We start from the raw sequence: 25,280 nt of genomic DNA, 5'->3' as shown, positions 1-25,280 counted from the left end.
AAGGGCGCGGACCGGCCGCCCGCGCCCCGTTCCGGGCGGTGAGTGTCAGGGCACCGGGGCGCTCAGCGTCATGCCGAAGGCGATGCGCTCTTCGGTGTCGCGCGGACGCTCATCGACCCAGGCCGCGATGCGGCGCAGGCGGGTGTCGAGCCCTTCGCCGTTCGACAGCTGCACGGCAAGGCCGGGACGGGCGTTGAGTTCCAGAAGCAGCGGCCCCCTCTCTTCGTCGAAGACGATGTCGACGCCCAGGTAATCCAGCCCCGTGGGGTCGTAGCAGCGTGCCGACATCTCGACGATCTTGTGCCAGTCGGGCAACTGGATGCCCGAAAGCGGCTGGCCGGACTCGGGATGCTCGTCGATGATGCGGTTGTGATAGACGCCGCGGGTGGTCCGACCGCTGTCCATCGCGATGCCAAGCCCGATGCCGCCCTTGTGCAGGTTCGCCTTGCCGCCCGATTCCCTTGTCGGGATCCGCGCCATCGCCATCGCGGGCACGCCGCGATAGACGATGATGCGCACGTCGGGCACGCCCGCCTCGGCCAGGCCTTCGAAGACGTCGGCGAAGTCGACCTTCTCCTCCAGCATGGCCTGATCCTGCAGGCCGTTCAGGCTGTACATCCCCGACAGCACGTTCGAGATGAAGTGCGCCAGCTGCGGTTCGCCGATCACCCCGCCGCCGGCCAGCCTGCGGCCCTTCTTGTTGCGTCCCGAGATCACCAGGATGCCGTCGCCCTGCGCGCCACAGGCGGGCTTGATCACGAAATCCTCGCGCCCCTCCAGCATCCGGTCGAGCCGGCGCACCTGCGCCTGGATCTCGATCACGCCGTAAAGCTCGGGCGTGGGCACACCGGCCTTCGCGGCCAGCCGCTTGGTCGCGATCTTGTTGTTGACCTGCGGCATCAGGTGGCGCGGGTTGCCGTCGGCGACATAGCGGGTGTTGCGCGCGTTGATCCCCAGAACGCCGCGGCGCTTCAGCGCCCATGGTGTCGTCAGCATGGCCTAGCTCCGTCCCGACAATTCGTGGAAGCGGCGCAGTTCCGACAGGCGGAAGCCGGAATAGCGACCCATCGCCAGCATCACGGCCAGAACCACCAGCAGAAGCTCGGGGAACATGAAGAACAGGTGCTGCACCTCTTCGAGCCCCATCACCGCGTAGGCCGCGACGGCCACCACGACCGAGCCCGCGAATTCCTTGCTGGCGTCCACGGGGCCGTTTTCCTCCCACGTCACCGACAGGCGTTCGATGGTCATGGTCAGGATCACGATGGGAAACAGCGTGACCGACAGGCCGGTGCCCAGGGCAAAGCTGTCGGCGAGCACGCTGAGGCCGATCATCGCCATGACGATCACCGTCAGCATCGCCGCCAGCCGCGGGACGAGCAGCAGGTTGAGGCGGGAAAAGAACATCCGGAACGACATCCCCACCAGAAGCACCGCGGCGAGGATCAGAAGCCCGGTGACCAGGCTGGTCGAGCGGAAGGACAACGCGATCAGCACCGGCATGAAGGTGCCGAAGGTCGGGATGCCCACGAACTGCCGCATGAAGACCAGAACAAGCACGCCGATCGGGATCACCAGAAGCGTCTGCAGGACCAGCTGCGTGTTGACCGGCAGATCCAGCAGGGTGGCCAGGACCAGCGGGCGGTTCGGATCGTCCTGCCGCTGCGACAGCGCCTCGACCGAGCCGACTTCGCGCCGGTCGAGCGCGATGCGCACATCTTCGATCCGGGTCCCCTCGGCCTCGGCCAGGTCAGCGTCGCCGCGCCACAGCGTCAGCCGGTTCTCGGGGTTGAACGGGTCCGAGGTGTCGATGGCATAGCTGCGCCACCCCTCGCCGTCCCAGCGTTCCAGCCACGAGATCGGGCGCGAGGTCTGGCCCGTCTCCTCAAGCGGGATGCCGTGGACCGCGCGCGCGGCCCGCCCCTGCTGGTTCAGGACGTAGGCCGCGGTTTCGGCCACGGGCGTGGTGCCGACGCGGCCGTCCATCGGCTGCCGCGCCAGGTCGTCTGTACCGTCGCGCAGCCGGTCGATCAGAAGCGAGGTCAGCGTGTCGTCGTCATAGGCCTGGCGGTCCAGTTCGGCCATCATGCGGTTGGCCAGCGTGCGTTCGGCCATCGACCGGGGCGAGACGAAGTCGAAGTCGCTGGGCAGCTCGGCCGGGGCCCGGGTCTGCGGGCGCGTTTCGCTCAGCACCGGTTTCTGGAAGAAGGTGCCGCGATAGTAGACGCTGGTGCCGGAGTTCAGCTGGGCCGCGGTCCAGACGGCGCGGCGGCTGCCGTCGTCGGCGGTGCGGATCGTCAGGGACATGCGGTCAGACAGGAACTGTTCGTGCAGCGGCTGGTAGCGGCCGAACTCGGGCGGCACGAACATCGACACCCGCGCGCCGTCGGGCGTGGCGGGGATGTCGGCGCGGATCTCCAGCGACCAGATGGGAGAGTTCTGGTTGGGCTGCAACGGGAATTCCAGCACGAGCGCGCGGTAGGCGAACAGGCCCGCCCCGCACAGGATCAGGGCGGCGCAGAGGAGTCGCAGCATCAGTCGTCGTCCTCGCAGGCGGGGCGAAGCTGCCCCCGCTGCGCGACATGGACGAGGAACCCCCCCCGAGCGAGGTATTCGCGCCCGAGGATCATCCGGTAGTCCAGCTCGGACCGGTCGGCCAGGTTGACGTCGGCGGTCATCAGGACCTCGCCCACGCAAAGCTCCATCTCGACGACGGGGCGGTCATCCTCTTCGCCGACGATGCCGACGGTGTCGATCACGGGCGTCTCGATCTCGACCATCTCGTCGCCTTCGCCCAGCGGCACGCGGAACCGCACCCAGTCGTCGTCGTCCCTCTCGAAGGTCTCGATGTCGCGCGCGTCGATCGAACTGCTGTCGGCGCCGGTGTCGATCTTGGCGAAAAGCTGGAAATCGTGGCCACCGGCGGTGATTTCCACGTCGGTATAGGCGCCGATGATGTGCAGCGCGTTGTCCTGCGCCGCCACCGGCCCCGGGGCCACGGCGACGGGCAGGGCGGCGGCCAGGGCCACGACCAGAACGGCGGGCAGCGCCATCGACAGCTGGCGAAGGCGGAGGAGAGGGTGAGGCTTGGTCACGCGTGTCCTTGTCCTGTTCTCTGGCCGGGGCGCGCGCATGCACGCAGGCGGGCGCACGGCGCCCCCCCGGGCCGGAGGGGCCATGAGGGCGGGCGTTGCGCCCGGGGTTCCCGGGGCTAGGTTCGGGGCGCCAGATAGCCCGTATCGACGGAGATCAAGAAATGGTGAGGCCACGTGTAGGGATGAGGCGGGGTGTTGCCGCGACGATTTGCGCGGCCGCTCTGCCCGTGGGGGCCGCCGTGGCCGAAGAGGGCTATCGCATCGCCACCGGCGCGCCCGACGGCAATTACTACGCCCTAGGCGGCGCGATATGCGCGCTGGCCAACCGCTATGCCGACGGCGCGCCGCCCTGCCGCAACCTGCCCACGGCGGGGTCGGCCGAGAACCTTGTCGCCCTGCGCCGGGGCGAGGCCGGGTTCGCGCTGGTGCAGGGTGACGTCGCGCGCGCCGCGCTGGACGAGGCGGAGGCCGAAGGCCCTGCCGACCTGCGTGGCGTGATGACGTTGCAGACCGAGATGCTGACGATCCTGACCCGGCGGGACGGCGGCATCGCCGCGCTGGCTGATCTTGCCGGCCGCAAGGTCAGCCTAGGGCCCGAGGGCTCGGGCCACCGCGCGACGATGCAGCAGGTGCTTTCCTACGGAGGGTGGGCGGTGGAGGGGGTGCCCGACCCCGCGGGCGATGCCGGGACCGGGGGCGAGCACCCAACGGGGGACGGGGACAAAGCCGTGGGTGAGGCCGAGCAGAGCGCCGCCGCGGCGGGGGATGCCGATGCCTCGGCGCAGGGGGGACCCGCTGACGGGGTGCCGCGCATCGCCGCGCTGTGCGACGGGCGGATCGCGGCCGCGGGGTTCGTCTTCTCCTCGCCCTCCGGCGTGATCGACGACGCGCTGTCGCGGTGTCCCCTGGCGGTCCTGCCGATTTCGCGGGACGAGGTCGCGGCGCTGGTGCCCGCGGATGGTCCCTATCGTCCCGCCACGATCCCCTCCGGCACCTACGAGACGGTGACGTCAGACGTGCCGACGCTGGGCATGCCCGTCCTTCTGGTCACCACCGCCGATGCGCCGACGGCCCGGGTCGAGGCTCTGCTGTCGCGCGTCATGAAGGATCTCGACCTCTTGCGCGCCAGCGGCCCCAGCCTGGCCGGGTTGACGCCCGAAGCCATGGCCACCCCGCCCGAGGGCATTCCGCTGCACGGGGCCGCGGCGCTTTATTACGAGGTCACGGGCTTTACCGCTGTCCTGCAGGCTGAGTGACGCCCCCCCTCCGCCGCGCACCGCCGTCCCCTGTCCCGGGCTGCGGGGCGCGGACCGCGAGCCGTGCGGGCAGGACGACAACCGATTGGGCCGCCCCATGGACTGATGAGCGGGGCCCGATGACCGTGGCCCGACGACTGGGGGCCAGACCGCGTGCGAGACGGAACCGGACGCAGGACGGACCAGCCGGACCGGCACGTCAGGCACGGCGCCCGCGGATCAGCCGCGCCGGATAGGTCGGTTCGCCATGGCTGCCACTGGCCCCCAAGCGGCAGGCGGCGGGGTGCGTGGTGTTTGGTTTGGGTGACGGCGGAAGGGGCAACGTCCTAGCCCGGAGCCCGCTTTCTCAGACGGGGCGCGAGACAGCGTCCGATGTTGGACGGGGAGCATGGCCTGCACCTTCTGGTCCGCGTCCGCGGCTCAGCCGCGCTGGATAAGCCGGTTCGCCATGGCCGTCACCATCCCCCCAAGCGGCAGGCAGCGGGGTGCGTGGTGCTCGGTCAGGGTGATGGCGGAAGGGGCGCTCCTCTGTCCGATGACGCAGGGGCGAGCAGGGCTCGAGAGGCAATGGCGGGTCCGGCCAAAGCCGGCGGGACGACGGCATTGGCGGGACCTGCAATGGCAGCCCCTGCGGGTCAGCCCATGCGGGCCGCGATGGCGGTGCCCGCGGCGGCGCCCGAGGCCCAGGCCCATTGGAAGTTGTACCCGCCCAGCCAGCCCGTGACATCCACCGCCTCGCCGATGGCGTAAAGCCCGGGGACGGCACGCGCCTCCATCGTGCGCGACGACAGGCCGTCCGTCTCGATGCCGCCCGCCGTGACCTCGGCCTTGGCATAGCCTTCGGTTCCGGTGGGGTGGAAGGTCAGCGCCGTCAGCATTCCCGCGGCGCGGTCCAGCTCGGCATCCGGGGTGTTGCCCAGTTCGCGCGGCAGGGCGATGCGCTGGGCCAGAACCTCGGCCAGCCGATTGGGCAGGAACTCGGCCAAAGCCGCGCGCAGATGCGACCGCGGCATCCGGCGCCGCGCGTCGCGCAGCCTGTCGCCCGCGTCGGCGGCCAGCGACAGGGTCACCGCGTCGCCGGGGCTCCAGTAGGACGAGGCCTGCAGGATGGCTGGCCCCGAAAGCCCCTTGTGCGTGAAAAGCGCGGCCTCGGAAAACGCGGGGCCGGATGCGCCCGCCTGCGCCGAGACCGGGCAGGCCACGCCCGAGATAGCCCGAAACGCGGCGGCGTCCTCGCCCAGCGTCAGCGGGACCAGGGCGGGGCGGGGGGGCACGATCTTCATCCCGAACTGCCGGGCGATGTCGTAGGCGATACCCGTGGCACCCATCTTCGGGATCGACGGCCCGCCGGTGGCGATCACCAGCTGCGGCGCGCTGTGCCCCGCGACGCGGAACCGGCCATCGGCATGGCCGATCTCGCCCAGCTCCGTGCCCAGCCGGATCTCGACCCCGCCGCGGGCGCATTCGTCCAAGAGCATCGCCACGATCTGCCGCGCGGAGCCGTCGCAGAAAAGCTGCCCCAGCGTCTTTTCGTGCCACGCGATGCCGTGCTTTTCGACGAGGGCTAGGAAATCCCAAGGCGTGTAACGGCTGAGCGCCGATTTCGCGAAATGCGGGTTCTGCGAGATGTAGCAGCCGGGCTCGGTCCCGGTATTGGTGAAATTGCACCGCCCGCCGCCCGAGATCAGGATTTTCTTGCCTGCCTTCTCGGCGTGATCCAGCACCAGCACCCGTGCCCCCGCCTTCCCGGCGGTAAAGGCCGCCTGCAGACCGGCGCCGCCGGCGCCCAGAATGATCGCATCATACTCCATCCCGGCCTTCTATGCGGGCCGGAGGCGCGGCGAAAGCCGTCCCCGCAGATCGGCCGGGGCAGTCGCCACACCGGCTTGCCGCCCGCGCGGTGGTGAATGGGGCCGGGGGCGTTGCGCGACCTCGCGCGGGAAAGGGGCGGTGATCATCGGCGCGGACTCGCGAGGGCCGTGCGCGTCCCCGGGCGGGGCGGTTCGACCGGGCACCCTGTCCGATCCTGCCCCTCTCGCCGACCCGTTGGGCCGGGCGCGGATTGCGTGCCCGCCGCCGCCATGCCGACGCGCCCATGCCATCCGCCCAGACGAAGCGCCGAAGTCAGGGGGCGGGGGCGACGGGTTCGACGGTGGGAAAGGCGTCGCGCCAGCGGCTGAGGAACAGCATCCGCTTGTGCCGGTCCGAGGCCACCAGAAGCTTTGGCGACAGCTCGACCGGACGCAGCAGCGACGCGCCCTGACCAGCCGTGGCCGCGCCGGTGCGCGTCAGCTCGTCGAGGTCGGTCAGCAACGCGGCGTCCTTGAGCGCGGCGCGCCCCTCGACCGACAGCAGGAAGTCGACCAGCTCACCGGCAAGGTCGCGGTCCGGCGCTTCGCGCGGGATCATCGCGCCGCGCGACAGCATCAGGGTATAGTCGTCGGGCGCCACGATCCCCAGCCGCGGGTCGTCGCGCGCCCGCTCCATCGCGTAGGAGCCGATGATGTTGTAGGCGATCAGGTAGCGCCCACTGACGATCCCGCTCATGATCTGGGCCGAACAGCAGGTGGCGACGGTGTCGGTGCGGCCGAAGGCCTCCATCAGCCCGCCGAAGGTCGTGGCTTCGAGCGAATCCGCGTAGGCGAAGAGGTATCCCAGGCCCGACGCCTCGATATCATAGGTGGCGACACGACCCGCGTAGCGGCTGTCGGGCGAGCGCAGCAGGTCCAGAAGGTCGAAGCGCGACCGTGGCACGTCGGCCTCGGGCACAAGGTCGCGGTTATAGACCATCACCGCCGGTTCCTGCGTCACGCCCCAAAGCTCGTCGCGCCAGTTCAGCGCCGGGGGCAGGGCGGCGGTGCCGGACGAGACATGGCGTGCCGCACAGCCGCGGTTCACGAGGTCGACCATGTGGTGCACGGCCGAGCTGATGACGAGGTCGGCGCCGGCACGACGTTGCAGGCAGTCGGCGGTGGCACGGGCGTAAAGCCCGTTCGACAGCCATTGTTCGTAGCGCACCGCCACCTGCGGCCGGTCAGCAAGAAAGGCCGAGAGCACCGGGCGCAGCACGTCCAGGTCGGTGGTGCTGCGCAGCGTGACGCTGCGCGTGGCGTCCGGCGGACCCAGCCGCTGCGCCAGCTCTTGCGCGGCGACGGGCCGGACGGGCGCGAGCGGGACCGCGAGGGCGGCCAGCAAGGCCATCCCCATCGCCCGCAGGATGCGCAGGCCGGTCATGCCGGGGCCACCGGCAGGATCATGGCGATTTCAAACCCCGCCGCATCGGTGCCATGGGACAGCCGCCCGCCGTGATTGTCGGCCACCGTCTGCGCGATGGAAAGCCCAAGCCCGCCCCCCATTGCCGCCCCCGTTGTCTGTGGTGCCCCCCCGCCGCGGGGGGCTCCGCCCGGGGTCGCCCCGCAGGGGGGTGCGTCGGCGGGGCAAGCGCCGTCTGGTGAGGCTGCAGTCGGGGAAACTCTGTCCGTGGAGCCACCTACCTTTGGCTCAACGGCATCGCTGGCCATGGATCCACTGCCCTCGGACCTTCCGGCGGCGGAGCTACTGGTATGGGGCACTCCGCCCGGTGCGCCGCCGTCCCGCGATAGGCCGTCGCGGGCGAACCGGTCGCCGATGCGCTTTAGCACGCCGGGGGCCGGGCCGGGGCCCGCGTCGCGCACCCACAGCCGTGCCTCGCCCCCCGTGCGCGCGACCCCCAGCGCGATCGGCGGCGTGCCGTGTCGCAGCGCGTTGGTCAGCAGGTTCTTCCCTGCCTCGGTCAGCGACAGCAGGTCGCCCTCGACCGTCACGGGGTCGTCGGGCAGGTCGAGCCTGAGCCGCAGACCCGTGGCAAAGACCTCGATATCGCTTTGCTCGTAGATTTCGAGCGCGGCGTCGCGCAGGTCCATCCGCTCTTTTGCGATGGCGTCGGCGCGGTGCAGCACCATCCCCTGGCTGAGAAGCTGGTCCAGCAGCCGCCCATAGGCGCGCGAGCGTTCGTGCACCCGGGTCAGCAGCGCCTCCTTCCGGGCGGGGTCGGGGTCGTCGGCGGCGGCTTCAAGCTGCACTCGGATCGCGGCCAGCGGGGTGCGCAGCTGGTGCGCGGCGTTGCTGATCAGGTCGCGGTTGGCGCGCAGCTGCCGGTCGAGCCGCGCCATGAAGGCGTTGAGCGCATCGCGCAGCGCTGCGATTTCACGCGGTGCGGGCGCGCGCAGCGGTGTCAGGTCGGTGGGATCGCGCCGCGCCAGCGCCGCGCCGATATCCGTGAGCGGCCGCATCGCCGAGGCGACGGCGAGGCTTGCGAAGAGCGCGATCGCCGCGCCCGCCGCCCCCAGCACCGCCAGCGCGTTCTGCGCGATGTCGCGGGCAAGCTCCTGCCGGGCGCGCAGGGTGTGACCGACGATGATCTGCACCGGTCCCGAGTAGCCGCGTTCGGCAAAGCGGCGCACCACGGCGGCATAGCGGGCCGGTTCGTCGCCGAAGGCCCCGGAATAGAGGCTGAGGTCGCGCAGCGTTTCGGGCGCGGGGGCGGCGGCATCGCCGGTCAGCGTCCGCCCGGCCCGGTCGATCACCCGGTAGGCGATGCGGTCCTTGCGCGCCAGCGACAGAAGCTCGAAGGCCGAAACGGGCATGTCGACCTCGGGCGTGCCGTCGCGGATGGTGATCGACTCGGCAATGTCGCTTGCCGCACCGACGAGCAGCCTGTCATAGGCTTCGCGCGCGGCATGGCGCCCGTAGGCCAGCGCGGTGGCCAGCACCACCGCGCCCCCCACCAGCACGACCGCCGCCACCGCGACCGCCACCCGGGATTTCAGCGACAGCGTGGTGCCGGGGGGTGTGGCGCCGGCCGCGACCGGCCCGCGCGGGACGGCCGGGTCGGGCGGAGCGCTGGAGGCAGGTCCCGGGCCGGGGCCAGGATCAGTGCCGGGGCCAGGACCAGTGCGAGGACTAGGACCGGGGTCAGGACTGAGGCGCCCGTCACTCATCGGCGGCCGCCTCGATCGAATAGCCCAGCCCCCGGTGGGTGCGGATGCGCACCTGCGAGGGCGCCAGCTTCTTCCGCAGGCGGGCCACGTAAAGTTCGATCGCGTTCAGCCCGACATCGGCGTTGTCGAAGGAAAAGAGCCCTTCGAACAGCCGGCCCTTCGACACGATCCTGCCCGCGTTGCTCATCAGCAGAACCAGCAGCGCCAGTTCCCGGCGGGTCACCGGCAGCAGCGTGCCCGCCCGCCGCACCGTCTGCGCCGAGGGGTCGAGCACGATGTCACCCACAACGATCTCGGGCACCGAGCGGTCGAACCGCCGCCGGCTGAGGGCGCGGATGCGGGCGCTGAGTTCGCGCAGGTCGAAGGGTTTGACGAGGTAGTCGTCGGCCCCCTCGTCCAGCGACCCCACCCGCGATTCCACCGAGAAATTCGCCGACAGCATCAGCACGGGCGTCCCGTCGCGCCGCCGCCGCAGATCGCGCAGCAGCGCACGCCCGTCGCCGTCGGGCAACTGGATGTCGAGGATCACGAGGTCGTAGGACTGCACGTCGAGATAAGCCGCGGCGTCGGCCTCGGTGCCGGCCACGTCGCAGGCCATCCCTTCGCGCACGAGATAGGCCGCCACCGTCTCGGCCACGTCGGTCGTGTCCTCGACCAGAAGCACGCGCATGAAGGTTCCTCCCCGATGCGGCAGTCTAGGCCCCCGGACGCCGCGGGGAAAGCGCCCCGGTCGCGCGTGACAGCTTGATGACAGGCTTAACGGCTATGGTCCGCGAACCATCGGGACCTGCGGGCCCGGACAAGTTCAAGTGGAGGAGAGTGACATGATCAAGAAGATCGTGACCGGAGGATTTGCGCTGGCGGTTCTGGCGGGGCTGCCGCTGGGCGCCACGGCGCAGGAATTCACGCCCGACCAGCCCGAGTGCATCGCCCCCGCGGCGGCCGGCGGCGGCTGGGATTTCACCTGCCGTCAGGTCGCGCGGGTGCTGCGCGAAGGCGGCATGATCGACGGCACGATGCGGGTGCAGAACCTGTCGGGCGGCGGCGGGGGCGTGGCGTTCGCCGAGGTCGTGAACAAGCGCGGGGACGAGGACGACCTGATTGTCGCCGCCTCGACCGCGACGGCCACGCGGCTGGCGCAGGGCGCCTATCCGGGCAACACCATGGACCAGGTCCGCTGGCTGGGCACCATCGGTGCCGACTACGGCGTGATCGGCGTGCGGCCCGATTCCGACTTCGAAACGCTGACCGACCTGATGGACGTGCTGGCCGAGGACCCGCGCCAGGTGTCGATCGGCGGCGGCTCGGCCATCGGTGGCTGGGACCACCTGAAGGTGCTGATGGCCGCGCAGGAAGCGGGCGTCGAGGATCTGCGCGCGATCAAGTACATCGCCTTTGCCGGCGGCGGCGAGGCGATCAGCCAGCTTCTGGCCGGCTCGCTTCAGGCCTACACGGGCGATCTGTCCGAGGCGATGGGCTTTGTCGAATCGGGCGACCTGCGGGTGCTCGCCGTGCTCGCGCCCGAGCGGCTGGAAGGCGATTTCGCCGAGTTCCCGACCGCGCGGGAACAGGGGCTGGACGTCGTCGGCGCGAACTGGCGCGGCTTCTACGCCCCGGGCGACATGAGCGACGAGGCCTATGACTGGTGGGTCGGCGAGCTTGGCGCGCTTTATGCCAGCGACGCGTGGAAGACCGTGATGGAGAACAACGGTCTCGCCGATCTCGACCTGCAAGGGGACGAGTTCGAAGAGTTCGTCGCCGGTTCGGTCAGCGAGATCGAGGAGATCTCGCGCGAGATCGGCCTGATCCAGTAACGGCCACGCGCCACGCCTTCCTCCCCGCCCGGGCGCCCCGGGCGGGGTCTTTTCGACATTCAGACCGGAGGACGTCGCCATGATGAGCGACCGCGTGCTCGGCCTGGTGGGGCTCGCCCTCGCGGCGTTCTACATCTGGGCCGCGACCATCATTCCGGAGAGCTTCGCGCAGGACGCGATCGGCCCCTCGACATTCCCGATGCTGATCGCCGCCATCTTGGCGCTGGCCTCCCTCTACTTCGTGCTCAAGCCCGACCCCGACCCTCGCTGGCCCAGCCTGAACCGGTTGGCCGAGATCGGCTTCGCCCTTCTAGTGATGTTCCTTTACGCGCAGGTTCTGCCGGTCCTGGGCTTCGTCATCTCCACCGTGCTCGCCACCGCCTACCTGACGTGGCGGCTGGGGGCGCGGCCGGTCACGGCGCTGCTCAACGGCGTAGGAACCTCGGTGGGGCTTTTCATTCTGTTCGAGCTGATCTTCGGCCTGTCGCTGGCCGACGGCCGCTTCGGTTTCTGAGGCGCATCCTATGGACACATTCCTTTCCCTCTACGACGGTTTCGCCGTCGCCCTGACGTGGCAGAACCTGCTGCTGGCGCTTGCGGGCTGCTTTCTGGGCACCATGATGGGCGCGCTTCCGGGGCTTGGCCCCGCGAACGGCGTGGCGATCCTGATCCCGCTGGCCTTCACCATGAAACTGGACGCGACCGCCGCGCTGATCCTGCTGACCTCGGTCTATTACGGGGCGATGTACGGCGGTCGGATCTCGTCCATCCTGCTGAACATCCCCGGTGACGAGCCGGCGATGATGACCTGTCTCGACGGCTATCCCATGGCCAAGGCCGGCCGCGCGGGCGAGGCGCTGGCCCTGTCGGGGATCGCGTCCTTCGTGGGCGCGTTCTTCGCCACATGGGGCTTGGTCTTCCTTGCCCCGCAGCTGGTGAAGATCGCGCTGCTCTTCAAGCCGGCGGAGTACTTCGTGCTCTACACTCTGGCCTTCGCCACGCTGGGCGGGATCGCCGCCACTAACCAGGCCAAGTCGGCCTTTGCCGCAGCGCTGGGCATCGGCATCGCGATGATCGGCGTCGACACCCAGACCGGGGTGCAGCGCTTCACCTTCGGCGAGGTGCATCTTTACGACGGCATCGACTTTCTGATCGCCATCGTCGGGCTGTTCGCCCTCTCCGAGGTGTTCGTCTTTCTCGAACACCGCGACCCGCGGGGTGCCGAGGCGCCGCGCGAAACCGTGACCATCGGCCGGCTGACCGCGCCTTGGTCGATGCTGCGCCGCTGCACGCCGACGATGCTCCGCTCGACCGGCCTGGGGTTCCTGTCGGGCGTGCTGCCCGGCGCGGGGGCATCGCTGGGGTCGTTCCTGGCCTACTCGGTGGAAAAGCAGGTCGTCGATCCCACCGGGCGCAGCTTCGGCAAGGGTGATCCGCGCGGCGTCGCGGCGCCCGAGGCGGGCAACAACGCGGCGTCGGGCGGCGCGCTGGTGCCGATGCTGGCGCTGGGCGTGCCGGGATCGGGGACCACGGCCGTGCTGCTGGCGGTGCTGCTGACGCTGAACATCCAGCCCGGGCCGATGCTGTTCCAGGAGAACCCCGACGTCGTCTGGGGCCTTATCGCGGCGCTCTTCATCGCCAACTTCATGCTGCTGGCGCTGAACATTCCGATGGTGGGGCTGTTCACCCGGGTCCTGCTGATCCCGACGCACATCCTGATGCCGATCGTGGCGATGGTGGCCTTCATCGGGATCTACTCGATCACCGGGTCGACTTTCGAGCTGTCGATGATGGTGGGCTTCGGTATCCTGGGCTGGATCCTGCGCAAGTTCGAGGTGCCGCTGGTGCCGATCATCCTCGGCATACTTCTGGGCAACGAGATGGAGGTGAACCTGCGCCGCGCGATGACGATCTCGAACGGTGAGTGGAGCACGCTTTTCGACAGCTGGCTGGCGCTGGCGCTCTGGGCCATCGCGATCTTCGGCTTCGTCGCGCCCATCTTCATGGGCAAGCGGGTCAAGCGCCGCATCCGCGAGGCCGAGGAAGAACGCATCGGCGACTGACGCCCCGTCCCGTCCTACGGGCGGGCAGGGCAGGTCGCGGAGAAGAGGAACGGCGGTCCCGCACCCGGGGCCGCCGTTTTCGCATGGCAGCCCGGGCCCTTCGCCCGGAAGGGGACGCCGCCCGCCGCGCGACACCGCCCGGCGGTTGCATGCGGGGCAGAGCGGTCCCGCACCGGCCGGAGTCCGCCCAAGAAATGGGCGACGCCCGGTCAGAGACGGCAATCCTGCGGCACCCCGTGTCTTGGGCCGCGGGAGGGCGGCTTTTTCCGCGGCATCCCCGCCGCTCTGTCCGATGGTCGGGAGGCAACCGCGAACTGGACAGGGCGAACCGGGGGATCATGGCCAAGGAAAACGATGTCGAGCTGGTGTCCGTCAGCAAGCTTTACGGGACCACCCGGGCCGTCGACAGCATCGACCTGAGGATCCGTGGCGGCCAGTACTGCTGCCTCCTGGGGCCGTCGGGCTGCGGCAAGAGTTCGACCCTGCGGATGATCGCGGGGCACGAGGCGGTGTCGGACGGCGACATCCTGATCGCCCACCGGCGGGTCAACGACGACCCGCCCGCCCGCCGCGGCACGGCGATGATGTTCCAAAGCTACGCGCTGTTTCCGCATCTCGACACGCTCGACAACGTCGCCTTTTCGCTGAAGATGCAGGGCGTGCCCAAGGCCGAGCGGCGCCGCCGCGCGATGGAGATGCTGGATCTCGTGTCGATGGCCGACTACGCGGCGCGGGTGCCCGCGCAGCTGTCGGGCGGACAGCAGCAGCGCGTGGCGCTGGCGCGCGCCCTGATGACCCGGCCCAGCGTTCTGCTGCTGGATGAGCCGCTGTCGGCGCTCGACCCCTTCCTGCGGGGGCGGATGCGGGCCGAGCTGCGGCGCATCCAGCGCGAATTGGGCATCGTCTTCATCCACGTCACCCACAGCCAGGAAGAGGCGATGGCACTGGCCGATCTGGCGGTGGTGATGAAGGACGGCCGCATCGTGCAGGCCGGCCCCCCGCGCGAGATCTTCAACCGCCCCGCGACCGCCTTCGTCGCGCAGTTCATGGGCGGTCACAACGTGATGACCCAGGGCGGGCGCACCGTCACCCTGCGGTCCGACGCGATCCGGCTTAGCCGCGGGGACGCCGACGCCCACCGCCGCGCCACGGTGCGCGATGTCGAATACCAGGGCCCGCAGGTGCATGTCGCGCTGGCCACCGAGACGGGCGAGGACATGGCCGCGATCCTGCCCGAACGGACCTATTTCGCCGATCCCTTCGCCCCGGGCGACGCGGTCGCCCTGCACTGGGCGCCGGAGGATCTGCACCATGTCGCGGCCGAGGTCTGACGCCCGGCCGATCAGAGAAACCAAGAAGAAACGTCCAAGCCACCAAGGAGGGACCCCCAGATGACCACGACCCGCCGTACTTTTCTGAAAGGCGCCTCGGCGCTCGGTGCCAGCACGCTGGCCGCGCCCTACGTCCACGCGCAGGAGGCGGTGACGCTGCGCTACCTGTCGACCGCGGTGAACCAGTCCCCCGGCATCGCCAAGAAGGCGAGCGAGGATCTGGGCATCAACATCGAGTATATCGCCGTCACCACCGACGACGTGGCCCGCCGGGTGATCACGCAGCCGAATTCCTTCGACCTGGTCGATACCGAGTACTTCGCGCTGCCGAACCTCGTGCCCTCGGGCAACCTCAAGGGCATGGACGCGACGCGCATCGACCGCGCGGACCAGATCGCCAGCGTGATCCGCGAAGGCACCGTGGGCGGCAAGGCGGTCGGCTCCGACGGCACCGCGCCCTTCGAGGTGCTCTATCTCGACGCGGCGGACGGCAAGGCGTTCTCGTCCGAGCCGACCGAGTTCATCACCCTGATCCCCACAACCTACAACGCCGACACGCTGGGCATCCGCCCCGACCTGATCGACGGCGAGGTGAATTCCTGGGCGGCGCTGCTCGACCCGAAATTCGCCAGCAAGGCGGCGATCCTGAACATCCCGTCCATCGGAATCATGGACGCGGCCATGGCGATCGAGGCGATGGGCGAGATCACCTATGGCGACAAGGGCAACATGACCCGCGAAGAGATCGACTTTACCATCGCCAAGCTGATCGAGGCCAAGCGCGCGGGCCAGTTCCGCGCCTTCTGGTCGAACTTCAACGAAAGCGTGAACCTGATGGCCAGCGGAGAGGTCGTGATCCAGTCGATGTGGTCGCCCGCCGTCACCGCCGTGCGCACCCAGGGCATCGCCTGCAAGTACCAGCCGCTGAAGGAAGGCTACCGCGCCTGGGCCAGCGGCTTCGGTCTGCCGCGCACGCTGGACGGCCGGAAAGAGGACGCGGCCTACGAGTTCATCAACTGGTTCCTGTCGGGCTGGGCGGGCGCGCACCTGTCCAAGCAGGGCTACTATCCCGCCGTGCTCGACACCGCCAAGGAGTACATGGAGCCCTACGAATGGGCCTACTGGTACGAAGGCGCGGCCGCCGAGCAGGACATCATGTCCCCCTCGGGCGACCTGCTGGAAGAGGCCGGCGCCACCCGCGACGGCGGCTCTTACGAGGACCGCATGGGCGCGGTCGCGTGCTGGAACGCCGTCATGGACGAAAACCAGTACATGGTCCGCAAGTGGAACGAGTTCATCGCGGCGTGACCGACACGATCGACACCGGCGCGCGGCGGAGCATCCGCCGCGCGATCCCGCGCCTCGGGCTCAGGCGGGGGCAGGGGGCGGGCGAAGGCCTGCTCCTGGCCCTGCCGATGTGGCTGGTCTTCGCGCTGTTCTTCCTGTTGCCGCTGGCGGTGACGCTGGTCGTCAGCTTCTGGGAGTTCACGCAGTATTCGATCGAACCCGCCTTCATCCTGCGAAACTACGCCGACCTCTTCGACGGCTGCATCGACGGGCTTCCCTATCTCTGCACGACGCTCAAGACCTATCTCTCGACGTTGAAGTTCTGCTTCCTCGTCTGGGCGGTGACGCTGGTGATCGGGTTCTCGGTCGCCTATTTCCTGGCCTTCCACGTGCGCAGCCTGCCGATGCAGGTGACGTGCTTCCTGATCTGCACGATCCCCTTCTGGACCTCGATCGTGATCCGCATGATCGCGTGGATCCCGCTCCTGGGGCGCAACGGGCTGGTCAACCAGGCGCTGATGGGCATGGGGGTGACGGACCAGCCGCTGGAATGGCTGCTTTATTCCGATTTCTCGGTGATCCTGGCCCTCGTCCACCTTTACACGCTGTTCATGGTGGTGCCGATCTTCAACTCGATGATGCGGATCGACCCCGCGCTGATCGAGGCGGCGCGCGATTCCGGCGCCTCGGGGCGGCAGACGCTGACCAACGTGGTGATCCCGCTGGCCCGGCCCGGCATCCTGATCGGGTCGATCTTCGTGGTGACCATCGTGATGGGCGATTTCCTGACCATCGGCATCATGGGCGGCCAGCAGATCGCCAGCGTCGGCAAGACGATCCAGACCGAAATCCAGTACCTGCAATTCCCGCTGGCCGCAGCCAACGCGGTGCTTTTGCTGATCGCCGTGATGCTGGCCATATCCGCGCTGCTGCGCATGGTCGACATCCGCAAGGAGCTTTGACGTGACAGGAGCCCCGGGATGAAAGACGGACCCCGCCCCCGATCCTTCTATGCGCTGGCCGCGGTCTTCGCGCTCTTCGTGGCGTTCCTCTGGGGGCCGATGGTCGCCATCGTCGCGCTGTCCTTCCAGGGGCCGGACGGGGGGCTCGTCTTCCCCATGCGCGGCGTGTCGCTGCACTGGTTCGCGGTGTTGTGGTCGAACGAAGGCTCGGTCGACATCTCGGGTGCGTTCTGGAGGTCGTTCCGGCTGGCGCTGGTCGTGATGGTGTTGACGGTCGTGATCTCGGTCATGGCGGGGCTGGCGTTCCGCCGTCGCTTCCCGGGGGCGATGGTCCTGCTCTACATCGCGATCGCGTCGCTGATCGTGCCGTCCATCGTCGTGTCGCTGGGCATCGGGCTTGAGTTCCGGCTTTTCGACGGGCTGGTCCAAAGCCTCGGCGGCGACTGGGCGCAGCGCAACTTCGTCACGCTTCTGGGCACCTTCACCTCGGGCCTCGGCGCGCACCTGACATGGACGCTGCCCTTTGGCCTGCTGATCATGTTCGCGGTCTTCAACCGGTTCGACCCGTCCTACGAAGAGGCCGCGCGCGACCTCGGCGCAAGCCGCTGGCAGACCTTCGTCCATGTCACGCTGCCGATCATCGCGCCCTTCCTGATCGGGGTCGCTGTCTTCGGCTTCACCCTGTCGTGGGACGAACTGGCGCGGTCGAGCCAGGTGATGGGATCGACCAACACGCTGCCGATGCAGCTGGCCGCGCTCACCACCACCGTCACCACGCCCGAGATCTATGCGCTGGCGACCCTCACCACGGGCGCGTCGCTGCTGCTTGTGGGGGTGCTGCTGACATGCGCCTTCGTGCTGCGCCGCAGGCGGAGCGCGGGGTGATGCGGATCCACGTCGCCAACCCCAACGGGACCGAAGCGATGACCGCGACCATCGCCACCGCCGCGCGCGCCGCCGCCGCGCCGGGGACCGAGATCGTCGCCACCACCGCCACCGGCGCGCCCGCTTCGATCGAGGGGCCGCTCGATGGCGCCCACGCGACCCCCTTCCTGCTGGACCGTATTGCCGGAACACAGGCCGACGCGCATGTCATCGCCTGCTTCGACGACACCGCGCTCGACGCCGCGCGGGCGCTGGTGCGCGCGCCCGTGGTGGGCATCGGCGAGGCGGCGTGCCTTTTGGCGACGCAGCTGGCCGACAGCTTCTGCGTCGTCACCTCGGCCGCGATCTCGGTCCCGGTGCTTGAGGCCAACCTACGCCGCACCGGCCTGATCGCCCGTTGCGCGGGCGTGCGGGCGGCGGGGGTGCCGGTGCTGGAGATCGGGGGACATGCCGCGGGCGCCGAGGACCCGGTGGCCGAGGCTGTCCGCCGCGCGGCCCGCGACCATCCCGGCGCGGCGCTGGTGCTGGGCTGCGGCGGAATGGCGGCATTGGCGGGGGACCTGAGCCGCGAGCTGGGGCGCCCGGTGATCGACGGTGTCGCCGCCGCCGTGGTGCTGGCCGAAGGGCTGGCCCGGCTGGGGCACCGGACCCTGCGGCTGGCGTGATCGCCCGCAGAAGTCAGGAGGCGTGCCAGCCCCGCCCCTGACGTCTGCAATACCGGCGAACCGACCACATCGCCCCCGGGGCGACGATGGTTGCGCCGCGACGCCCGGTCCCTTGCATCCCGATCCCAAGCGCGGGCCGCTGAAACTTTCGATGGCGCGCGCTGTCGGCCAGGCCCGTGCCGCCCGCCGCATGTCGCGGCTGTGCCTACATGATTGCTGCACGGTCATCGCGGTGACGACGCCAGAGAAGGCGAGCCTTTGCCCGGGGGGCGGCCCGCTGCCCTGACGAAGCAGGAGGGCGATCGAAGAGGTGCGGCCCCGTCTTCCGGGCCGGTCCTATGAGGTGGCGCCGCGACGCCCTGCACCTTGGAGCCGACGATGCCGAGCCATAGCCTGACGGATGCGCCCGGGGTGGGCATGCCCCGGCCCGGTCAAAGGTCGCTGGACCCGCCGCCGCCGCCCGACGTAAGCCTGACAGGGGGGCGAGATCGCAAGCGTCACGGCAGATGGCCGGCTACCCTCAACGGCATGCCGAAACAGGACCCAATCGGCCGGGTGCGGCCGCACGACGCGGGTGGAGGACATCCATGCCATCACCGCAATTGGGGGGGGCCGCAAGCCGGTCCCGGGCGATCCGGCCCCGGCTGGAAAGACCGCGTTCGGCAGGCAGATCGGGCAGGGCGGCGTGATGCCGAGAACCCTCGGGGCCCGACTGGCCGAGGGTCCGACGGGCCCGGGGGCCGTGTTCCTGCAGGCCGGGGTTGGCTTCGGGACGCCCGCCGGTCTGGGCGAAACGATCACCGGCCGTGTTGAAATCGTCGGGCTGGGCGCGGATAGATCGGTCTGCGGCCTCAGGGTCTCGGATGGCGAGGCCCCGGGGGCGGCCTGCGGCATGGGCCCGAAGACCAGATGGACGATGACGCTTGAAGGATTTCTGAGATGACCGATGCCCCGGCGATGCCGCAGGCCAGGGGGCGCTGGCGGATGTTGGCGATCCTCTGTCTTGGCGTGGTCGGGGTGCTGGCGACGTGGTTTTCGGCCACGGCCATCGTGCCCGAGCTGATCCGCGACTGGCAGCTGACACCGGGGCAGGCGGCGTGGCTGACGAACGCGGTGCAGCTTGGGTTCGTCGCGGGCGCGGTCGGGGCCTCGCTCGTCAACCTGCCCGATATCCTGCCCATGCATCGGCTGATGGCGGGGGCCGCGCTTCTGGCGGCGCTGTCGAACGCGGCGCTGCTTTTCGTCGGCCCCGAGGGCGCGGTGATCGCCCGCGTCGTGACCGGCATCGCCATGGCGGGGGTCTATCCCCCCGCGCTCAAGCTCATGGCGACATGGTTCGTGAAGGGGCGTGGCCTTGCGCTGGGCTTCCTGATCGGGGCGCTGACCTTCGGCTCGTCGATGCCCCACCTCGTGCGGGCGGTGGCCGATGGTGTCGACTGGCGCGCGGTCGTCTGGGCGACCTCGGCCACCGCGCTGGGCGGGGCGCTGGTGTTCGGGGCCTTCGCGCGAGAGGGGCCGGCGCCCTTCGGCCGGGCCACCTTCAACCCGCTCCAGTCGCTTGCCGTCCTGACCGACCGCCCGCTGCTGCTCGCAAATCTCGGGTATTTTGGCCACATGTGGGAGCTTTACGCCATGTGGGCATGGATCCTCGCCTTCGCGTCCGCCGCCGAGGCCGTGACCGAGGCCGGGGTGCAGACCTTCCCGATGGGCTCGCCCTCGATGCTCAGTTTCGCGGTCGTCGCCTCGGGGGTGATCGGATGCCTTTCCGGCGGGTGGCTGTCGGACCGGATCGGCCGCTGCCTGACCTGCGCGGGCATGATGATCGTGTCGGGCACCTGCGCTGTCCTGATCGGGGCGTTCTTCGACGGCCCGCCCCTGGCTCTGGCACTGCTGGCTTTGTTGTGGGGCGTCACCGTCATCGGCGACAGCGCCCAGTTCTCGGCCGCGGTGACCGAGCTGGCCGATAGCGCGTTCGTCGGGACGGCGCTCGCGCTGCAAATGGGCGTGGGCTACGGGCTGACCGTCATGTCGATCTGGGCGCTGCCGCTTTTTGCCGAATGGATCGGCGGGTGGCAGTGGGCCTTTCTGTTCCTTGTGCGGGGGCCGGTCCTGGGCACCTGTGCCATGCTGGCGCTCAGAGCCCGACCCGGGGCGGCGCTCGCTGGCGGAGCGCGCTAGCGGCATGCAGCGCCACACTGCGGCTTGGCGGCCAGAGAGCCTGCGGCCCCGGGGCGCGCGGGCCGGATGGCCTTCCCTTGAGGCCCCGGCGGATCCGGCGCCGGATGGTGGGCCGACGGTCGGGCGGTACAGGCCTGGCCTGTCCCCTTACGATGCCGGCATTGCGCCTCCTCGGGGCGCGGAGCTTCGATCCCCATCGTTTGGGCCGGGGCGACCTTTGCCGCTGGGGGCGAAGGACAGGCCCTGCGCACCGGGCTGAAACGGGCCTTTGGCCCACCCCGTGGTGCGTGGTATCCTGCCCGGCACAGCCTTCCGGCCTGTCCTGTCCGGGCGATCCTTTTGACGTCCTGCCGGCGTACGGGTCGCCGCCGCACCGCCCCGGAGCCTTGATTACGCCATGACACCGCGCCGAATGCACCAGAAAGACCTCGTCACAACGCTCGACTGGGCGCGTCAGGAGGGCTGGAACCCCGGGCGCGACGACGCGCGTCTGTTCCTGTCGGCCGACCCCGAAGGGTTTCTGATCGCCGATCACGAAGGCGCCCCGGCGGCGTCGATTTCGCTGGTGGGGGTCGGGCCCGGGCACGCCTTTCTCGGCCTTTTCATCTGCCGCGCCGATCTGCGCGGGCGCGGGCTGGCAGGGCCCTTGTGGGACGCGGCGATGGCGCAGGCCCAGGGCCGCTCGGTCGGGCTGGACGGGGTCGTGGCGCAACAGGGGCGCTATGCCGCGCAGGGCTTTCGCGCCACCCACCGCACGCTGCGCTTCGCCGGCATCGCCCCGGCGCGTTCGGGCGGCGACGAGGGGCGCAGCGAGGCGATAGTGGCGGCGGATCTTCCCGCGATACGGGCGCTGGACCGGCAGGCCACGGGGTTTGACCGGCCCGGCTTCCTTTCGGTCTGGATGCAGCCGCGGGACGGACATGTCGTTCATCTCATCCGCGACGGGACCGAGGCCGCGGCCGTCGGTGTATTGCGCGCCTGCGACGTCGGCTGGAAGATCGGCCCGCTGCTGGCCAGGTCTGCGGAGGCGGCAAGGGCGGTGCTGCACGACCTCGTGGCGCTGGCGCAGGGCGACCGGATCATGATCGACGTCCCCGATGACCAGCCGGACGCCGCGGCACTGGCACGAAGCCTCGGGCTGGCCCCGGTGTTCGAGACGGCGCGGATGTGGAACGGCCCGCCGCCGCCCCGCGGGACGGGGATGGAATACGGTGTCGCGACACTGGAGCTGGGGTAGATCGCCGCCGGTCGTGGGGCGGAGCGCGAACCCTGCGCGCGGCGCCACCTGCAGGGCCTTCCGGTCGCGCACCTGCTCGCCCTGCCACACCGCACCGCACCTGCCCCGCCACAAACGGAAAGGCCCGCGCAATCCGCGCGGGCCTTTCGCATGCGAGCCTGGCCCGGAACTGTGCCTCAGCCGGCTTCGAACACGCCGCAGGCAACGCGATCGCCCGCATCGCCCGAGGGCTGGCTTTCGTAGTCATCGGCGCCAGCGTGGATGACGAAGGCCGCGCCGTCGTCGTCCATCAGCATGTCCCAGTCGAGATCCGACTTGAATGCCTCCATCGCAAGCACGCCGTCCGACTGGACATGCGCGTTGGGCAGGTCGCCCGGGTGCGGACCGCCCTCGACGAGGCCATGCTCCATGTCGCCGGCCAGGTGGCCGCCGGCAGCCGAAAAGTCGCCGTCGCCGCAATCGCCCGTTTCGTGGATATGCACTCCGTGGATGCCTTCCGAGATGCCTTCGGCCTCGATCGTGACATGGGTGAGGCCGCTGGCGGTTTCCTCCAGCGTGGCGGTGCCGATCTCTTCGCCCTCGGTGTTCATGAGCGCCGCCGTGGCGGTGTTCATGTCCTGCGCGGCCGCGGGCAGGGCCAGGGGCAGGGCGAGCGCCGGGGCAAGAGCGAGGCCCGCGAGGGTGGTGCGGATGGTCATGGGGTGTCTCCTTCGTGGTGACTACTGCCCCGTCAACAAGGACCCCGGGCGACGCGTTCCGTGCGTCCGGGCAGCACCGATCACGTTTTCGCAGGGCGGGATCTGGTCAGACGCGCCGAAGGCCGTTACCAGAAGGGCGCCGGCCCCGTAGCTCAACTGGATAGAGCAAGGACCTTCTAAGTCCGAGGTTGTGGGTTCAAGTCCTACCGGGGTCGCCACCCAAACGAGGCGTTCCTATTTGCCGCCTGAAATCAGGGCCTTGCGAGGCGCTTAGTTGGGAATTTCCAGAGAGTTGGGAATCTGCACCCCGGTGATGACCTTTCTGAGGTCGGCCGGTCCGGGACGAGGCCGGTGCCTGGATCATGACCGTGGTGCGCGAGACGCCCTTCGGCGCGGTCGAGGCGCGCTGGCACGGCGTGGTGCGTGTCGTCGGGCGCGAGGCCGGGCGGATCTGCATCAGCCCGCCCGGGGCGGCCGGCACCTACGAGCCGCAGGACAACGACCTGGTGCGCTACGAGGTGGGCGCCTGGGCGGTGCCCTGCCTCGACGCCGGGCCGCCGATCACGGTGAGCTACACCCGCCGGGTGGTGGCCTTCGGCATCCTGCCGCTGCGGCCCGTCACCTACAGCTTCACCATCGACCCCGAGACCGCCCCGACCCTGATCGGCACCACGCCCTAGGGCGGCGGCCGAACACCCATCCGACACCGCTTCACCACCCCCAAGCCCCGCCGATCGTGCGGGGCTTTTGCTTATGGAGGACATCCCCATGCAGCTCAGCGACCGCGGTCTTCTCGAGATCGCCGAACACGAAGGCATCGTGCCCGCGCCCTATCGCGACAGCGTCGGCGTCGGGACCTGGGGCATCGGCCACACCAAGGGGGCAGGGGACCCGGACCCTGCGAAGATGGCGCGGGCCATGCCGAACGACCTCGACGCGGCCATCGACACGGTCCTCGACCAGTTCCGTCTCGACGTGGCGCGCTATGACGCGCGGGTCTCTGAAGCGATCACCGTCCCGCTGGCGCAGCACCAACACGACGCGCTCGTGTCCTTCGATCTGAACACCGGCGGGATCTATCGCGCCAATCTGACCGCCGCGATCAACCGCGGCGACGCAGACGCGGCCGAACACTTCTTCGGCTGGCTGCGCCCGCCCGAGATCCGCGATCGCCGCACGGCCGAAAAGCGGCTCTTCGAGACCGGCGACTATGACGCCAACGGCGACCGCATCGCGATCTGGCGCACGAACGGCGCGGGCAAGCTCGCCGGCATCATGGCGACGATCCGCGGGGCCGAGCTCCTCGAGCGCCTGCGCGCGAAGCCGCTGCCCGACGCGCTGCCGCCGATGCCCGACCTTTTCGCCGCCGCCCGCGCCCTGGCCGATGCCGAAGCCGCCCGCGAGGTGCTGGCCGAGGCCCACGGTCGTCTCGGCGCAGAACTGGCCGCGGCGGCCTGACCAGATCCCCTGGTGGGCGTCGCCTGCCGCAACCTCGAAAGGACAATTCCCATGCCCAAGCTCATCACCCAAGCCACCCGGCGGCCGACCCGCAAGGTCACCGCGGCCGGCGCCGGCGGCCTCGTCACCGCGCTCTGCGTGACGATCGTCGAGCATTACGTGCCCGGCGCCGGCGACATCATCGGGCCCGAGATCGCCGCGGTGCTGACGGCCGCCGGCGCGGCGATCGCCGGATAGGTCACCAAGGAACGCAGGTAGAGCTAACCGGGTAGGGCTATACGACTCGGCATCGGGCCGCTAAGTCCTACCCGAAGCCGTCCGAACCGACGTGTTCGTATTCGCATTCTAATTACGAAAATAAGAGCAGAGTTTAAAAGCGAGTTTGTAGATATGAGCAAAACTGATCTAGCAAGCAGCCTTTCTGAAAGTGGGGCGTTTGATGTTGAGGTCCAGGGTGGGAAAATCCCTGTGAACTTCAAACGTGCTGGCAGCAAAACGCGCATTGTAATTTTCTCATTCCATGGCGCAATAGATCGTACAACACGCCGTATTCCTGCCTATGCGCCGTTCCTTCCAGGAATCGGCAACTTGGCTCATCAGGTTTCAGTTTCAGATCCCACCATGCTTGTTGAAGGTAGCTTTAGCATGTCATGGTATGCTGGGCATGAGGGCTTTAAGACACAAGATATCCTGAAGCAAGTCTTCGAAGATATCATTGAGGCTCTTGATGTTGATAAGGTAATTTTCTTGGGGGCATCAAGCGGCGGTTTTGCATCGCTTTATTACTCTTGGCACTTCCCCGGCAGCGTGTGCGTTGCCGCGTGCCCCCAGACTTGCCTCGCGCTATATTATAAAAGGCATGTGGACCGCTACCTAGCAGAAGGATGGCCCAGCATGTCAGGTATTGAAGCGCTATCGAACACTATTTGTACGGATGTCGGTGCTTTGTACTCGCAAAGAATACCGAATACGGTGATTTACTTGCAAAGTACGGGTGATCACAAGCACTTTGTAACTCAACTCATTCCGTTCCTTTCTAACTTGAAGGTGACGGATAAAGATAGAAGTTTCATTCTAAATAGCGGGTATTGGGGCAAGCTTGGGCACAGCGGATCCGTCCCCAGGGAGGCATTCATGCCATGGATCAAAGCAATTCTGATGTCGCAGGTTTTTGACGCGGACGCCCTGATGCAGACACACTATGAGTTAAACGCGACTCCTGGTAAGATCGCCGCGCCTTCTTCCGCTCCAAGACAAAACAAAGACGACTTTGCCGCCGCCGATATCGAGCTGGCATCGAAAATCACGGCATGGCAACATGGGCGCGCCTAGATAGCCAGTGCCGCCATCTAGGCTCTGGACTCATTGAGTT

At 69.1% G+C, this 25,280-nt stretch carries 24 protein-coding genes and 1 tRNA gene; 17 read left to right on the top strand and 8 right to left on the bottom strand.

Going from position 1 to position 25,280, the window contains the following annotated elements; all coding sequences use genetic code 11:
• Positions 1-45: 45 nt before the first annotated feature.
• Genes EKE94_RS09375 through EKE94_RS09365 form a run of 3 tightly spaced genes read right to left on the bottom strand, consistent with a single transcriptional unit; the run spans position 46 to position 3,095 of the window.
• The gene (locus EKE94_RS09375) at positions 46-996 is read right to left on the bottom strand and encodes an alpha-L-glutamate ligase-like protein (protein WP_127906367.1); all 951 of its coding nucleotides are present in this window, start codon (positions 994-996) and stop codon (positions 46-48) included.
• Between the two features lie 3 nt (positions 997-999).
• Positions 1,000-2,535 carry a UUP1 family membrane protein gene (locus tag EKE94_RS09370; protein ID WP_127906366.1) on the bottom strand — a complete coding sequence of 512 codons (1,536 nt, stop codon included), beginning with the start codon at positions 2,533-2,535 and terminating at the stop codon, positions 1,000-1,002.
• Positions 2,535-3,095, bottom strand: coding sequence for an ATP-dependent zinc protease family protein (locus EKE94_RS09365; protein ID WP_164870873.1), 561 nt, complete (start codon positions 3,093-3,095; stop codon positions 2,535-2,537). Before EKE94_RS09365 ends, EKE94_RS09370 begins: the two co-directional genes overlap by 1 nt.
• Positions 3,096-3,277: 182 nt before the next feature.
• Here EKE94_RS09365 and EKE94_RS09360 point away from each other — a divergent pair, with 182 nt between their 5' ends.
• Positions 3,278-4,351 (top strand): TAXI family TRAP transporter solute-binding subunit, encoded by a 1,074-nt coding sequence (locus EKE94_RS09360; protein WP_164870872.1) that lies wholly within the window; start codon positions 3,278-3,280, stop codon positions 4,349-4,351.
• 635 nt (positions 4,352-4,986) lie between these two features.
• Here EKE94_RS09360 and EKE94_RS09355 read toward each other — a convergent pair.
• The 4 genes from EKE94_RS09355 to EKE94_RS09340 form a co-directional block, all read right to left on the bottom strand.
• Positions 4,987-6,162: a BaiN/RdsA family NAD(P)/FAD-dependent oxidoreductase gene (locus EKE94_RS09355; protein ID WP_127906363.1), complete on the bottom strand. Its 1,176-nt coding sequence runs from the start codon at positions 6,160-6,162 to the stop codon at positions 4,987-4,989.
• Between the two features lie 313 nt (positions 6,163-6,475).
• Positions 6,476-7,585: an ABC transporter substrate-binding protein gene (locus EKE94_RS09350; RefSeq protein ID WP_235855966.1), complete on the bottom strand. Its 1,110-nt coding sequence runs from the start codon at positions 7,583-7,585 to the stop codon at positions 6,476-6,478.
• On the bottom strand, positions 7,582-9,147 hold the full coding sequence (locus EKE94_RS09345) for a sensor histidine kinase N-terminal domain-containing protein (RefSeq protein ID WP_235855965.1): 1,566 nt from the start codon (positions 9,145-9,147) through the stop codon (positions 7,582-7,584). The genes EKE94_RS09350 and EKE94_RS09345 overlap by 4 nt, the downstream gene beginning before the upstream one ends.
• A gap of 175 nt (positions 9,148-9,322) precedes the next feature.
• On the bottom strand, positions 9,323-10,000 hold the full coding sequence (locus EKE94_RS09340) for a response regulator (RefSeq protein WP_127906361.1): 678 nt from the start codon (positions 9,998-10,000) through the stop codon (positions 9,323-9,325).
• A gap of 154 nt (positions 10,001-10,154) precedes the next feature.
• Between EKE94_RS09340 and EKE94_RS09335 the strand changes: the two genes are divergently transcribed.
• The 11 genes from EKE94_RS09335 to EKE94_RS09285 all read left to right on the top strand — a co-directional run bounded on the left by EKE94_RS09335 (position 10,155) and on the right by EKE94_RS09285 (position 21,752).
• Positions 10,155-11,144, top strand: coding sequence for a Bug family tripartite tricarboxylate transporter substrate binding protein (locus EKE94_RS09335; protein ID WP_127906360.1), 990 nt, complete (start codon positions 10,155-10,157; stop codon positions 11,142-11,144).
• Between the two features lie 79 nt (positions 11,145-11,223).
• Positions 11,224-11,658, top strand: coding sequence for a tripartite tricarboxylate transporter TctB family protein (locus EKE94_RS09330; protein WP_328590481.1), 435 nt, complete (start codon positions 11,224-11,226; stop codon positions 11,656-11,658).
• 10 nt (positions 11,659-11,668) lie between these two features.
• Positions 11,669-13,207, top strand: coding sequence for a tripartite tricarboxylate transporter permease (locus tag EKE94_RS09325; protein WP_127906359.1), 1,539 nt, complete (start codon positions 11,669-11,671; stop codon positions 13,205-13,207).
• A gap of 338 nt (positions 13,208-13,545) precedes the next feature.
• The gene (locus EKE94_RS09320; RefSeq protein WP_127906358.1) at positions 13,546-14,538 is read left to right on the top strand and encodes an ABC transporter ATP-binding protein; all 993 of its coding nucleotides are present in this window, start codon (positions 13,546-13,548) and stop codon (positions 14,536-14,538) included.
• A gap of 60 nt (positions 14,539-14,598) precedes the next feature.
• A complete protein-coding gene (locus tag EKE94_RS09315) occupies positions 14,599-15,846 on the top strand; it encodes an ABC transporter substrate-binding protein (protein ID WP_127906357.1) in 1,248 nt (415 codons plus the stop codon).
• Between the two features lie 107 nt (positions 15,847-15,953).
• On the top strand, positions 15,954-16,787 hold the full coding sequence (locus EKE94_RS09310; RefSeq protein ID WP_127906869.1) for an ABC transporter permease: 834 nt from the start codon (positions 15,954-15,956) through the stop codon (positions 16,785-16,787).
• Between the two features lie 18 nt (positions 16,788-16,805).
• The gene (locus EKE94_RS09305; protein WP_127906356.1) at positions 16,806-17,672 is read left to right on the top strand and encodes an ABC transporter permease; all 867 of its coding nucleotides are present in this window, start codon (positions 16,806-16,808) and stop codon (positions 17,670-17,672) included.
• Entirely contained in the window at positions 17,672-18,337 is a 666-nt protein-coding gene (locus EKE94_RS09300; protein WP_127906868.1) for an aspartate/glutamate racemase family protein, read from the top strand. The genes EKE94_RS09305 and EKE94_RS09300 overlap by 1 nt, the downstream gene beginning before the upstream one ends.
• 688 nt (positions 18,338-19,025) lie before the next feature.
• Positions 19,026-19,280: a hypothetical protein gene (locus tag EKE94_RS09295; protein WP_127906355.1), complete on the top strand. Its 255-nt coding sequence runs from the start codon at positions 19,026-19,028 to the stop codon at positions 19,278-19,280.
• The gene (locus EKE94_RS09290) at positions 19,277-20,515 is read left to right on the top strand and encodes an MFS transporter (RefSeq protein ID WP_127906354.1); all 1,239 of its coding nucleotides are present in this window, start codon (positions 19,277-19,279) and stop codon (positions 20,513-20,515) included. The genes EKE94_RS09295 and EKE94_RS09290 overlap by 4 nt, the downstream gene beginning before the upstream one ends.
• Before the next feature lie 412 nt (positions 20,516-20,927).
• Complete coding sequence (locus EKE94_RS09285) at positions 20,928-21,752, top strand: GNAT family N-acetyltransferase (RefSeq protein WP_127906353.1); 825 nt, start codon at positions 20,928-20,930, stop codon at positions 21,750-21,752.
• Between the two features lie 176 nt (positions 21,753-21,928).
• Here EKE94_RS09285 and EKE94_RS09280 read toward each other — a convergent pair whose 3' ends face one another.
• Positions 21,929-22,450: a superoxide dismutase family protein gene (locus EKE94_RS09280; protein ID WP_127906352.1), complete on the bottom strand. Its 522-nt coding sequence runs from the start codon at positions 22,448-22,450 to the stop codon at positions 21,929-21,931.
• Positions 22,451-22,591: 141 nt separating this feature from the next.
• Between EKE94_RS09280 and EKE94_RS09275 the strand changes: the two genes are divergently transcribed.
• The 5 genes from EKE94_RS09275 (at position 22,592) to EKE94_RS09255 (ending at position 25,240) form a co-directional block, all read left to right on the top strand.
• Positions 22,592-22,668: transfer RNA gene (locus EKE94_RS09275), tRNA-Arg, on the top strand.
• A 144-nt stretch (positions 22,669-22,812) separates the two neighbouring features.
• Positions 22,813-23,130, top strand: a complete 318-nt coding sequence (locus tag EKE94_RS09270; protein ID WP_127906351.1) for a hypothetical protein — start codon at positions 22,813-22,815, stop codon at positions 23,128-23,130.
• Positions 23,131-23,218: 88 nt separating this feature from the next.
• Positions 23,219-23,908 carry a lysozyme gene (locus tag EKE94_RS09265; protein ID WP_206615049.1) on the top strand — a complete coding sequence of 230 codons (690 nt, stop codon included), beginning with the start codon at positions 23,219-23,221 and terminating at the stop codon, positions 23,906-23,908.
• Positions 23,909-23,959: 51 nt separating this feature from the next.
• Positions 23,960-24,145, top strand: a complete 186-nt coding sequence (locus tag EKE94_RS09260; protein ID WP_127906350.1) for a hypothetical protein — start codon at positions 23,960-23,962, stop codon at positions 24,143-24,145.
• A gap of 153 nt (positions 24,146-24,298) precedes the next feature.
• The gene (locus EKE94_RS09255) at positions 24,299-25,240 is read left to right on the top strand and encodes an alpha/beta fold hydrolase (protein WP_127906349.1); all 942 of its coding nucleotides are present in this window, start codon (positions 24,299-24,301) and stop codon (positions 25,238-25,240) included.
• Positions 25,241-25,280: the final 40 nt, after the last annotated feature.

This window comes from Mesobaculum littorinae, assembly GCF_004011175.1.
In the GTDB taxonomy this organism is placed as follows: Bacteria; Pseudomonadota; Alphaproteobacteria; order Rhodobacterales; family Rhodobacteraceae; genus Tranquillimonas; species Tranquillimonas littorinae.
The sequence above is the reverse complement of the archived record's forward strand: the minus strand, read 5'-3'. Positions and strand labels throughout refer to the sequence as shown.

Excerpts from the sequence above, each read along its gene's own strand:
- EKE94_RS09375 (WP_127906367.1), bottom strand. The coding sequence starts at position 996 with ATGCTGACGACACCATGGGCGCTGAAGCGCCGCGGCGTTCTGGGGATC.
- EKE94_RS09370 (WP_127906366.1), bottom strand. The coding sequence starts at position 2,535 with ATGCTGCGACTCCTCTGCGCCGCCCTGATCCTGTGCGGGGCGGGCCTG.
- EKE94_RS09360 (WP_164870872.1), top strand. The coding sequence starts at position 3,278 with ATGAGGCGGGGTGTTGCCGCGACGATTTGCGCGGCCGCTCTGCCCGTG.
- EKE94_RS09355 (WP_127906363.1), bottom strand. The coding sequence starts at position 6,162 with ATGGAGTATGATGCGATCATTCTGGGCGCCGGCGGCGCCGGTCTGCAG.
- EKE94_RS09350 (WP_235855966.1), bottom strand. The coding sequence starts at position 7,585 with ATGACCGGCCTGCGCATCCTGCGGGCGATGGGGATGGCCTTGCTGGCC.
- EKE94_RS09340 (WP_127906361.1), bottom strand. The coding sequence starts at position 10,000 with ATGCGCGTGCTTCTGGTCGAGGACACGACCGACGTGGCCGAGACGGTG.
- EKE94_RS09335 (WP_127906360.1), top strand. The coding sequence starts at position 10,155 with ATGATCAAGAAGATCGTGACCGGAGGATTTGCGCTGGCGGTTCTGGCG.
- EKE94_RS09330 (WP_328590481.1), top strand. The coding sequence starts at position 11,224 with ATGATGAGCGACCGCGTGCTCGGCCTGGTGGGGCTCGCCCTCGCGGCG.
- EKE94_RS09325 (WP_127906359.1), top strand. The coding sequence starts at position 11,669 with ATGGACACATTCCTTTCCCTCTACGACGGTTTCGCCGTCGCCCTGACG.
- EKE94_RS09320 (WP_127906358.1), top strand. The coding sequence starts at position 13,546 with ATGGCCAAGGAAAACGATGTCGAGCTGGTGTCCGTCAGCAAGCTTTAC.
- EKE94_RS09315 (WP_127906357.1), top strand. The coding sequence starts at position 14,599 with ATGACCACGACCCGCCGTACTTTTCTGAAAGGCGCCTCGGCGCTCGGT.
- EKE94_RS09310 (WP_127906869.1), top strand. The coding sequence starts at position 15,954 with ATGTGGCTGGTCTTCGCGCTGTTCTTCCTGTTGCCGCTGGCGGTGACG.
- EKE94_RS09305 (WP_127906356.1), top strand. The coding sequence starts at position 16,806 with ATGAAAGACGGACCCCGCCCCCGATCCTTCTATGCGCTGGCCGCGGTC.
- EKE94_RS09300 (WP_127906868.1), top strand. The coding sequence starts at position 17,672 with ATGCGGATCCACGTCGCCAACCCCAACGGGACCGAAGCGATGACCGCG.
- EKE94_RS09295 (WP_127906355.1), top strand. The coding sequence starts at position 19,026 with ATGCCGAGAACCCTCGGGGCCCGACTGGCCGAGGGTCCGACGGGCCCG.
- EKE94_RS09290 (WP_127906354.1), top strand. The coding sequence starts at position 19,277 with ATGACCGATGCCCCGGCGATGCCGCAGGCCAGGGGGCGCTGGCGGATG.
- EKE94_RS09285 (WP_127906353.1), top strand. The coding sequence starts at position 20,928 with ATGCACCAGAAAGACCTCGTCACAACGCTCGACTGGGCGCGTCAGGAG.
- EKE94_RS09280 (WP_127906352.1), bottom strand. The coding sequence starts at position 22,450 with ATGACCATCCGCACCACCCTCGCGGGCCTCGCTCTTGCCCCGGCGCTC.
- EKE94_RS09270 (WP_127906351.1), top strand. The coding sequence starts at position 22,813 with ATGACCGTGGTGCGCGAGACGCCCTTCGGCGCGGTCGAGGCGCGCTGG.
- EKE94_RS09265 (WP_206615049.1), top strand. The coding sequence starts at position 23,219 with ATGCAGCTCAGCGACCGCGGTCTTCTCGAGATCGCCGAACACGAAGGC.
- EKE94_RS09260 (WP_127906350.1), top strand. The coding sequence starts at position 23,960 with ATGCCCAAGCTCATCACCCAAGCCACCCGGCGGCCGACCCGCAAGGTC.
- EKE94_RS09255 (WP_127906349.1), top strand. The coding sequence starts at position 24,299 with ATGAGCAAAACTGATCTAGCAAGCAGCCTTTCTGAAAGTGGGGCGTTT.